The following is a 6,842-nucleotide window of genomic DNA, read 5'->3' on the forward strand; positions in this document are numbered from 1 at the left end:
TATCTGATGAGTATTTCTCAAACAGATCGGTTATCGTTTTTATAATTATAGCCTATCTTTTCTCATTGGCAATTAGATATTATTGGATATATTGGGCCTCAGGCTTTGATGAGTTTTATTGGAATGGTCAGATAATGATAAATACAAATGACGGTTATTTTTTTGCCAGCGGAGTTCAAAAGGCTCTTTTTGGTATGCATCAGCCAAATCCTTTGGTTTCTGAGTTTTGGGATAGGGGGTTGGTTTTTGTTACGGCTTTGCTGGCAAAAATCCTTCCTTTTTCTTTAGAGACTATTTTATTGTATATGCCGGGATTTATATCTTCTTTTATAGTTGTGCCTATCATTTTACTTGGGAGATTGTATAAGCTAACGGTGGTTGGTTTTTTTGCAGCGCTTATTGCTTCGATAGCTTGGAGTTATTATAACAGGACAATGTTTGGTTATTATGATACGGATATGTTTAGCGTTATGGTGATAGTTTTTATATTTTATTTTTTGGTTTCGTCCGTTGAAAAAAGATCCTTTAAACCTATACTTTGGGCAGGCTTGATCTCATCTATCTATCCCTTTTTATATGCTCCAGGCAAAAATGTTTTATATGGACTTGTTTTTTTATATACCTTTTATCTTATTTTATTTCATAGAAAAGATGATTTTTTTTATAAAAGTTTGATCATTTTGTATCTTTCTTTATTTCCTATCTATTTTATTATAAAAATGGCTTTGGTTATAGTTCTATATTTTGTCCTGGATAAAAAATCCATCCCAAAAGTTTATGAAAAGTATGCGGCTTTTTTGATTATAGCGGTATTTTTCTTTTGGAGCGGGGCTATTTTTCAGATATGGAGTAAAATTTCTATGTATTTTTTCAAAGAAGGCACCGAAGAAAAGGGGCTTCATTTTTATAAAGTTATGCAAACTATAAGGGAGGCTTCAGGAATATCCTTTGAAACTTTGTCAAATAGAATAAGCGGACATATATCTTTGTTTTTATTGTCCCTTTTGGGGTATGTTTTTTTGCTTATTCACAAACGAAGTTTTTGGATAAGTTTTGTTTTTGTGGCACTTGGAATATTCGCTTTGAAAGGTGGGCTTAGATTTACCATATACGCGGTGCCTTTTTTGGGTTTTTCTTTGGTTTATCTTTTTTGGATATTTGTTATATGGATGAAAAACAGATATATAAAATATGCGGCTGTTGGTCTGTTTGCCGTTGCCGCTCTTTTGCCAAATATATCCCATGTTGTAGATTATAAGGTGCCTGTTGTTTTTAATAAAAGCGAAGTTGAAGTTTTGGATCTTTTAAGAAAGAAAAGCTCTCCAAAAGATTTTGTCTTAACATGGTGGGATTATGCTTATCCTATCTGGTTTTACGCGGATAAGCTAACATTGATAGATGGCGGAAAACACAATCATGACAATTTTATAGTTTCAAAAATCCTTAGCACCTCCTCGCCTCTTGAAGCGGCCAGACTTGCAAGAGTTTCAGTAGAAAAATATATAGAGCAGATAAAATGGTATAAAAAGTATAAAGATGAGAATATTGATATTTCAAATATCCCGGAAGAGTTTGTTTTTGAAGATAAAAAAGGAGAAAAATTTGTTGCATCTTTTGGTTTTCCCGTTGCCGATGTTTTGTTTCAAAACTCAAAGCAAAAACAGATAAATCCAAACAAATTTTTGGAAAATCTAAAATATGGCGATATAAAACTTCCTAATAAAACAAGAGAGGTTTATATATATTTGCCTCTTAGAATGATGGAGATATTTCCGGTTGTCAAGGAGTTTAGCAATATAGATCTAATGACCGGGAAAAGAAAAAGTGAGCCTTTTATGTATTATACTGAATTTTTTAAAGATACAGAGGAAAAAACATATCTAGGAAGAGGGATAGCCATAGATAAAAAAAGAGGCGTTTTATATATCCAAAATCAGGTCGTTCCCATAAAAGATTTTTATACGGTTGCATATACCCAAAGCGGCAAAATAATAAAAGAGACTCAGCATCTTAGAAAAAACGCACCTTTATCTGTGATATTTTTGCAAAGTTATAGAAGTTTTTTAATAGTTGATGATGAGATGTTAAACTCTTTGTATATTCAGATGTTTGTTTTTGATAACTACGATAAAGATCTTTTTGAACCGGTTATTATATCTCCTTGGAGCAAGATATATAAAGTAAAAATATAATATTGATATTTTTTCGTTTTTAAAATATAATAGTTGAAAAACGAATTTTAAAAGAGTGCAAAATAAAACAAAATCGTATAAACCACCGTATTTAGATAAATCATAGCGGGAGAGATTTTAAAATCTTGAGGCAATCCTAAAATCTCATCTATACTATTTTTGTTGCTCTTTGCTTGTATTAGCCAAAGTTTAAAAGCTATATCACTTGCTTTTAGCAAAACTATAGCTATCATCCAAAAATTGGTTATATTGTATTTTATAGCCGTATATAAAACAAACCAAAAACTAGGATGTGATAGATAAAAATAGATTTGCCCTTTTTCATATCTTTTAAATATATTTTTAATTATCCCTCTAATACTATCCGCTTTTTGCCAAGAAGCCTCATATAACTCAAAAAATATAAGTAAAAAAATATATAAGATTTTTTCCTGCATTAATTATTTTTTATCCATTTAAATTCTACATATTCATTGCCATTTTTAACGTTTTTGTTTCCCGTTTCTTTAAAACCAACATATTTTAAAGCTGTTTTTAATTTTCTATTTGAAGAGTTTATTTTTGTTCTTAAAATATTGGATTTTGATTTTGCGTAATCTATCATTTTTTTTAAAAGAGGAACTCCAAGTTTTCTAAAATCCGGGGATATATAGATATATTGGATAAATTCATATCTATTTGGATTATTTTTATCGCCAACCGCAAAAAAAAGAAGTCCAGCTATCTCTTCTTCTAAATAAAAAAGCGTAATTTTATAGATATTTTGCTCTAATGAATTCATAATATCATTTTTCCAAGATTCATAAGGTATGCTTTTTATATATTGGTCATTTGTTGCAGCCTTTATGCCGTTTACTATTTTATCCAATTCATAACAGGTTAGATTTTTTCTATTTAGCTCTTTTATTTGAAAATTTTGCAATTCCATTTAATCTCCTTGATTTCATAATTTATGATGTATTTTACAATTTTTTGCTTTAAATTATATATGTTAATTAAATTTTTAAAATTAAAATCTTTTGAATATCTTTTTAATTATAAAAATGATATATTCCAAAATAAAAAAAGGCAAAATCAATGATTGGCATAATCAATACCGGCGGAACTTTTAATAAAAGATACGATCCGATTTTAGGAGAGCTTTTCGTTCCAAAAGATAGTATCGCCGTTGAAAAGGTTTTAGCCCCATTTTACGATAATTTTGCTTATGAGATAAAAGGTATAATATTTAAAGATAGTCTAATGATGGATGATAGGGATAGAGAGATTTTGCTAAAAGAGATAAAAGAGTTTGATACCGATAAGATTATAGTTGTTCACGGAACCGACACTATGGATAAAAGCGCAAAATATATAGCAAAAAACATAAAAGACAAATCGGTCGTTTTTACCGGCTCAATGAAACCTTTTAGTATCGATCCGGTTGAGGCGACGGCAAATTTTACGTTGGCTCTTTCAAAACTCTTGCTCGATTTTGAAAAAGGGGTTTTTATAGCCATGCACTCTTTGGTTTTACCTTATGATCAAATTTATAAAGATAAAAAAAATGGCAAATTTACTTTGAAGTTGGACTTCGAAGTAAAAAACTAAAGAAAAGTTTGCAAAATCGGCCATATTTATTATTTAAAACCAAACTTCGAAGTCGGACTTCGAAGTAAAGGAAAGGGATGGGAAAAGTAAAGTGTGATCATTGCCATTTGGAGTTTGATAAGTCGGTTATGATAGAAGATGAGATAGATGGTGAGAAAAAATATTTTTGCTGTAAAGGGTGTCAAGGGGTTTATCATCTATTAAAAGAGGAGGGTCTTGATAGCTTTTACGAAAAACTTGGCGATACAAAGTTGCAGCCGGCAGAGAAAAAAAGTGATGATTTGGAGAAATTTGACCTTGAAGGATTTATAAAAAAGTATGTTAAAGTCAGGGATGACGGGCTTTATGAGATAAATTTGATAATGGAAGGGATCCATTGTGCCGCTTGCGTATGGTTAAATGAAAAAGTTTTGCATCAAACTCCAGGAGTTATAGAGGCTACTATCAATTATACAAACAATAAAGCAAAAATAGTGTGGGATCCGGATGAAGTAAAATTATCAAAGATCATTGAAACGATTCGCTCAATCGGATATAACGCCTATCCATACGATCCAAAGCTCCAAGAAGAAAGAGCCGTTAAAGCAAGAAGGGATTATTACTCAAGGATTTTGGTTGCCATATTTGCCACTATGAATATCATGTGGATAGCGGTTGCGCAATATGTTGGTTTTTTTACCGGAATGAGACAGGATATCAAAGATATTTTAAATTTTGCCGAGTTTGTTTTAGCAACTCCTACCCTTTTTTATAGCGGTTGGGTCTATTTTAAAGGTGCGTATTACGGCTTGAAAAATAGATTTGTAAATATGGATCTACTTGTGGCAACCGGTGCAACTTTGGCATATATATATTCTATATACGCAATGATATCAAGAGTAGGGGAAGTATATTTTGACTCTGTTACTATGATAATTACGTTTGTGTTGGTTGGTAAATATTTGGAGGTTTTAAGCAAAAAACAGGCGGTAGATACTCTCGATAGCGTTTTAGGATCGGTTCCGACAGAAGTTACCGTAATAAAAAACAACGAAAAAGCATTGGTTTTAGTAGAAAACGTAAAACCAGGCGATATTATAGAGGTAAAGCCCGGAGAAAAGATCGTAATAGACGGGGTAATAATCAATGGAAGCGCCTCTTTTGACGAGAGTTCATTGACCGGGGAGAGCGAACCGGTTTTTAAAAAAGAGGGTGATGAGGTTTTAAGCGGGTCGATATGTCTTGATTCGGTTGTAAGATATAGGGCAAAGAAAGATTTTTCAACTTCGCTTTTATCAAATATTGCTTCGCTTCTTGAAGACTCCATCACCAAAAAACCAAAAATAGAAAAACTCGCAAATCAGATATCGGGATATTTTAGTTTGATTATTTTGACTTTCGCTCTTTTGACATTTATGGGGTGGTATTTTTATACCAACGAGTTTGAAAAGGCGCTGATCGTAGCAATATCGGTTATTGTGATAGCCTGTCCCTGTGCACTAGGCCTTGCTACGCCTATGGCTACGTTGGTAGGACTTGGGATATCGGCAAAAAAAGGGATTTTGTTTAAAGAGGCAGCTCTACTAGAGACTATGGCAAAAAGCGATATGCTTGTTTTGGATAAGACCGGAACCATAACCGAGGGAAGACCGGAAGTCGTAACTTTTGAGAAACTAAAAGATTTTGATGAAAATTTATTGTTAGAGCTTGTGAAAAACTCAAATCATCCTATTAGTAAAGGAGTGGAGAGGTTTTTAAGGGAGAAGGTTGAAGGAAGAAGGGAGAAGGGTGAAGAGAGAAGAATGAAGGTTGAAGAGTTTAGGGAGATAAAGGCAAAAGGAGTTGAAGCGATAATAGATGGCAAAAAAGTTGTCGGCGGGAATATGGAGTTTTTGGAAGAGATGGGAATAAAGGTAGATATTAAGAGCGAAAACTCTTTGTTTTTGGTTGCTATAGATGGTGAGCTTGTTGCGATATTTGAGTTAAGTGACAAGATAAAAGAAAAAGCCGCACAAGCCATAACAAAAATAAAAGAGATGGGCATAAGAGTAGTTATGCTTACCGGGGACAATCAAAAGGTTGCAAAAAAGGTAGCAGATCTTGTAGGAATAGAAGAGTTTTACGCAAAACTACTACCACAAGACAAAAGCGCTTTTATAGATAGATTTCATAAAGAGGGACATATTATAGTAATGGCTGGAGACGGGATAAACGACTCTATTGCTTTAGCTTGCAGCGATATAGCTATCGCTATGGGAAGCGGAGCTGATATCGCTCTAAGTGTTAGCGATATTGTTCTTTTGGATGAAAAACCCTATAGCATTTATGAAGCTTATAAAATAAGCAGAAGAGTTTATAGAGCTATAAAAGAAAACTTGGCCATATCTTTGATATACAATTCCATAGCCGTCCCAGCTGCGATACTTGGGTTTGTAAATCCTTTGGTTGCAGCTTTGTCCATGTCTCTTAGCTCTCTTTTGGTCGTGGGCAATTCGTTTAGAATAAAATTAAGTCATTAGACATTAGATCTTAGTCATTGTGGATTTTAAAATTTAAATGTAAAAAGGGCAAAGATGAGTGCTGGAATTGTTGCTATGATGTTAGGAGTTTCTACGCTTCTTGGAGCTTTGGGACTAGCTGCTCTTTTGTGGGGTCTTAGAAGCGGTCAGTTTGATGATACCTCGAAATTTTTGGATGGCGCTAGGTTTGACGGAGAAGAGGAGCTAAAAGATGCTGTGATGATGGAAGAGAAAAAGAAAAAGGCCCTTGAAAAAAGAAGAAAAGATAAGAGAGTGATGCCGGAGTGAGTAAGTTTCAAGTTTGAAGTTTGAAGTTTGAAGTTTCAAGTTGGAAGTTTCAAGTTTGAAGTTTGAAGTTTGAAGTTTGAAGAAATATTTATGGAGAAAAATCTAATGGGTTTATATAAAGATTTAAAAGTATGGAAAAAATTTATGGATATGAAAATTGAGTGCTTTGAAAAATTACTAAATTTCGCTCAAGTCGGATGCGATTTTTGCTAACGCAATGTTTGAAAATTTTATTAAAAAGTGCAAACGCAATAGCGCCCCTTCGGGGTTAAGT

The 6,842-nt window shown here is 33.1% G+C and carries 6 protein-coding genes; 4 read left to right on the forward strand and 2 right to left on the reverse strand.

Annotated elements, in window-relative coordinates; genetic code table 11:
* On the forward strand, positions 1–2,192 hold a 2,192-nt coding region (locus tag AC30RD_RS05090), incomplete at its 5' end, for an STT3 domain-containing protein (RefSeq protein ID WP_489493230.1).
* Between the two features lie 47 nt (positions 2,193–2,239).
* Here the strand turns inward: AC30RD_RS05090 and AC30RD_RS05095 are convergent.
* Entirely contained in the window at positions 2,240–2,629 is a 390-nt protein-coding gene (locus AC30RD_RS05095; RefSeq protein ID WP_489493231.1) for a hypothetical protein, read from the reverse strand.
* Positions 2,629–3,120 carry a GNAT family N-acetyltransferase gene (locus AC30RD_RS05100; protein ID WP_489493233.1) on the reverse strand — a complete coding sequence of 164 codons (492 nt, stop codon included), beginning with the start codon at positions 3,118–3,120 and terminating at the stop codon, positions 2,629–2,631. The genes AC30RD_RS05095 and AC30RD_RS05100 overlap by 1 nt, the downstream gene beginning before the upstream one ends.
* 149 nt (positions 3,121–3,269) lie before the next feature.
* On the opposite strand from AC30RD_RS05100, the gene AC30RD_RS05105 reads away from it, so the two are divergent.
* The 3 genes from AC30RD_RS05105 (at position 3,270) to ccoS (ending at position 6,568) form a co-directional block, all read left to right on the forward strand.
* Entirely contained in the window at positions 3,270–3,782 is a 513-nt protein-coding gene (locus AC30RD_RS05105) for an asparaginase domain-containing protein (protein ID WP_489493234.1), read from the forward strand.
* A 77-nt stretch (positions 3,783–3,859) separates the two neighbouring features.
* Positions 3,860–6,280 (forward strand): heavy metal translocating P-type ATPase, encoded by a 2,421-nt coding sequence (locus AC30RD_RS05110; protein ID WP_489493235.1) that lies wholly within the window; start codon positions 3,860–3,862, stop codon positions 6,278–6,280.
* Positions 6,281–6,334: 54 nt separating this feature from the next.
* Positions 6,335–6,568, forward strand: a complete 234-nt coding sequence (gene ccoS / locus AC30RD_RS05115; RefSeq protein WP_489493236.1) for a cbb3-type cytochrome oxidase assembly protein CcoS — start codon at positions 6,335–6,337, stop codon at positions 6,566–6,568.
* Positions 6,569–6,842: the final 274 nt, after the last annotated feature.

The sequence above is a fragment of the Nitrosophilus sp. genome (assembly GCF_982775275.1).

Excerpts from the sequence above, each read along its gene's own strand:
- AC30RD_RS05105 (WP_489493234.1), top strand. The coding sequence starts at position 3,270 with ATGATTGGCATAATCAATACCGGCGGAACTTTTAATAAAAGATACGAT.
- ccoS (WP_489493236.1), top strand. The coding sequence starts at position 6,335 with ATGAGTGCTGGAATTGTTGCTATGATGTTAGGAGTTTCTACGCTTCTT.
- AC30RD_RS05095 (WP_489493231.1), bottom strand. The coding sequence starts at position 2,629 with ATGCAGGAAAAAATCTTATATATTTTTTTACTTATATTTTTTGAGTTA.
- AC30RD_RS05100 (WP_489493233.1), bottom strand. The coding sequence starts at position 3,120 with ATGGAATTGCAAAATTTTCAAATAAAAGAGCTAAATAGAAAAAATCTA.
- AC30RD_RS05110 (WP_489493235.1), top strand. The coding sequence starts at position 3,860 with ATGGGAAAAGTAAAGTGTGATCATTGCCATTTGGAGTTTGATAAGTCG.